The sequence below is a fragment of the Promicromonospora kroppenstedtii DSM 19349 genome (assembly GCF_000515355.1).
GTDB lineage: Bacteria > Actinomycetota > Actinomycetes > Actinomycetales > Cellulomonadaceae > Promicromonospora > Promicromonospora kroppenstedtii.
In genome coordinates this window covers 2,204-5,220 of record NZ_KI911687.1, presented here as the reverse complement: position 1 = coordinate 5,220, position 3,017 = coordinate 2,204, and the positions used below count along the sequence as shown (strand labels likewise).

General features: G+C 71.3%; 4 protein-coding genes. All 4 read right to left on the bottom strand.

The features are described 5' to 3' along the window. Nucleotides 1-171 precede the first annotated feature (171 nt). The gene (locus PROKR_RS16270) at nt 172-1,002 is read right to left on the bottom strand and encodes an amino acid ABC transporter ATP-binding protein (protein ID WP_036964724.1); all 831 of its coding nucleotides are present in this window, start codon (nt 1,000-1,002) and stop codon (nt 172-174) included. Then, on the bottom strand, nt 989-1,648 hold the full coding sequence (locus tag PROKR_RS16265) for an amino acid ABC transporter permease (protein ID WP_036964723.1): 660 nt from the start codon (nt 1,646-1,648) through the stop codon (nt 989-991). The genes PROKR_RS16270 and PROKR_RS16265 overlap by 14 nt, the downstream gene beginning before the upstream one ends. A 101-nt stretch (nt 1,649-1,749) precedes the next feature. Then, nucleotides 1,750-2,544, bottom strand: a complete 795-nt coding sequence (locus tag PROKR_RS16260; protein ID WP_036964722.1) for an amino acid ABC transporter substrate-binding protein — start codon at nt 2,542-2,544, stop codon at nt 1,750-1,752. A 92-nt stretch (nt 2,545-2,636) separates the two neighbouring features. Continuing rightward, on the bottom strand, nt 2,637-3,017 hold a 381-nt coding region (locus PROKR_RS16255; protein ID WP_211240157.1), incomplete at its 5' end, for a helix-turn-helix transcriptional regulator.

The window sequence follows — 3,017 nt, the reverse complement described above, 5'->3', positions numbered from 1 at the left end:
GCCCTGGGCTACGCGTTGCCCCGCAGGGCCGCGCTGGCTTAACGCGTGCCGTCTCAACTCCTTCGAGGCCTAAGTTTCTTCGCTTTGAGTCGACTCAAAGCGAAGAAACTTAGGCCTCGAAGGGGAGGGAGGGGCAGCCACCGGGGACCGGCCAGCCCGGACGGCTCGGCGTCAGTCGAGGGGGTGGAGCACCCGCTGCAGGAACCGGCGGGTGCGCTCCTCGGCCGGGTCGGTGAAGATCTGAGCGGGCGCGCCCCGCTCGACCACCACGCCGCCGTCGAGGAACAGCACCTCCGAGGCGACCTGGCGCGCGAACTGCAGCTCGTGCGTGACCACCACCATGGTCCAGCCCTCCTCGGCGAGCTCTTTCATCACCGTCAGCACCTCGCCCACCAGCTCGGGGTCGAGGGCCGACGTCGGCTCGTCGAACAGCAGCAGGTCGGGCTGGAGGGCGAGCGCACGCACGATGCCCACGCGCTGCTGCTGGCCGCCGGACAGCTCGTGCGGATAGGCGTCGCGCTTGTCGGCGAGCCCGACGCGGGCCAGGAGCTCCTCGGCGCGGCCGACCGCCGTCTCCCGCGGGACCCGCTGGACCTGGGTGGGCCCCTCGATCACGTTCTCCAGCACCGTGCGGTGGGGGAACAGGTTGTGGTGCTGGAACACCATCGCCGACCGGTCCCGCAGGGCCGCGCGATTCGTCTTCGCGGTCCGCGCGGCGGTGCGCCGGCCGGACCGGCCCCCGTCCTGCCCGGCGGCCTGGGCGCCGAAGTCGACCACGGGGCCGCCGTCGAACAGGAGCTCCCCGGCGTCCGGTGTCTCCAGGCCGTTGAGCGAGCGCAGCACCGTCGTCTTGCCGCTGCCGGAGGCGCCGATCAGCGCGACGACGTCGCCGCGGCCCACCTCCAGGTCCACGCCGCGCAGCACGTGGTTGGTACCGAAGGACTTGTGGATGCCGCGAGCGGTCAGGAGGGTGCCCTGCCTGCGGTCCTCAGTGTGCGACATACCGGTCCAGCCTCTTCTCGAGTGCGTTCTGCCCCGCGGCCAGCACCGTGCAGAACATCCAGTAGATGAAGGCCGCCTCCAGGTAGACCGTCATGAACTCGCTCGAGAACGCGGCGATCTCCTGGGCCTTGCGGAAGAGCTCGGTCACCAGGATGAGCGACGCGAGCGACGTGTCCTTGACCAGCGAGATGAACGTGTTCGACAGCGGCGGCACGGACACCCGGGCGGCCTGGGGCAGGATGATCCGGCTCAGGGAGCGGGCCGGCGACATGCCGATGGTCCACCCGGCCTCCCACTGCCCCTTGGGCACCGAGAGGATCGCGGCGCGCACGACCTCGGCCGCGTAGCCGCCCACGTTCAGGGAGAACGCGATGATCGCGCTCGGCCACGGGTCCAGGCGGATGCCGATCTCGGGCATGCCGTAGAAGATCACGAACAGCTGCACCAGGAGCGGCGTGCCGCGGATCACCGAGACGTACGCCCGGCCGATCCAGGACAGTACCGGGTTGGACGAGAGCCGCAGCAGCGCCACGACCAGCGCCAGCACCAGGCCGATCGCGAACGAGGCCAGCGCGAGCGGGATCGTGCCCGCCAGGCCACCCAGCAGGAGCGGCCAGAACGAGTCGACGACGAGCTGCCAGTCCATCTGTCTCCCCCCGCGCCGTCAGCGGTGCCCGGCGCGGGACGCGACGCCGGCTGCCGCGCGGGGTGCCGTACCGCGCCCCGCGCCCTGCCGTACGCCGAGCGTCACTGGGAGACGTCCTCGCCGAAGTACTTCTCGCCCAGCTCGGCGAGGGTGCCGTCGGCCTGCAGCTCGTCGAGCGCGCCGTCGATCGCGGTGGCCAGGGCCTTGCGCTCCGGCGTCACGACGAACGCGGACTGCGACTCCTCGTCGGTCTCCGCGGCCACCTTGATGCCCGAGGCATCCTCGGTGTTCGCGTAGTCGAGGTACGTCAGGCTGTCGTTGATCGTGGCGTCCACGCGACCCTGCTCCAGGAGAGCGACGGCCTGCGCCCAGCCCTCGACCGCCTCGACCTTGGCGCCGCTCTCCTTGGCGAGGTCGTTCCAGTTGCTGGTCAGGGACTGCGCGGTGGTCTTGCCGTCCAGGTCCGCGAAGCTGGTGATGTCGTCGTTGTCCGCCGCGACCACGAGCACACCTGTCGAGACCGTGTACGGCGTGGAGAAGACGTACTTGGCCTCGCGCTCCGGGGTGATGGTCACCTGGTTGGCGATCGTGTCGAAGCGGCCGGCGTCCAGGCCCGTGAAGATCGCGTCCCACTGGGTCTCCTGGAACTCGACCTCCAGGCCCAGGTTCTCGGCCACGGCCTGGGCGACCTCGATGTCGTAGCCCACGAGCTCGCCCGTCTCGTCGTGGTAGCTGAACGGGCGGTAGGTGCCCTCGGTGGCGACGACCAGCGTGTCCCCGGACAGGCCGAGCTCGTCGCCGGCACCGCTCGACTCGCCGGAGCTCCCACAACCGGTCAGGGCCAGCAGGGCGGCCGAGGCCGCGGTGGCCGTGAGGAGGGCGCGGTTGCGAGACATGGTGAGGGCTCCTTCGATGGGATGGCACACATCGGCCCGGCCGATGCGTGCCCCAAAACTAGCCGATGGCAGACCTGAACTCACGCACGAGCCTAGGCCCGCTCGGTCCGCCGCCAGCGGTCGGGCGTGATCCCGTACCGATCCTTGAACCGGCGCACCAGGTAGGTGGCGTCCCGCAGGCCGGTCCGCGCCGCGACCACGGCCAGCGGCAGGTCGGTGTCCCGCAGCATCCGGCGCACCTCCGTCATGCGCCGCTCGGTGATCCACTCCAGCAGCGTGCGGCCCGTGCGCTCGCGGACTGCCGTGGTCAGGTAGCCGGGCGTGTAGCCCAGCGCGGCCGCGACGTCCGCCGCGGAGACCGGGTCGCGGAACGTCGCCTCGATCTCCTCGAAGACGCGCGTCACCAGGGGGTCGGGCGGCGCGGGGGCCGACGGCGCCAGCCGCGCCGCCCCGATCAGGATCCGCGTGAGCAG

Excerpts from the sequence above, each read along its gene's own strand:
- PROKR_RS16270 (WP_036964724.1), bottom strand. The coding sequence starts at position 1,002 with ATGTCGCACACTGAGGACCGCAGGCAGGGCACCCTCCTGACCGCTCGC.
- PROKR_RS16260 (WP_036964722.1), bottom strand. The coding sequence starts at position 2,544 with ATGTCTCGCAACCGCGCCCTCCTCACGGCCACCGCGGCCTCGGCCGCC.
- PROKR_RS16265 (WP_036964723.1), bottom strand. The coding sequence starts at position 1,648 with ATGGACTGGCAGCTCGTCGTCGACTCGTTCTGGCCGCTCCTGCTGGGT.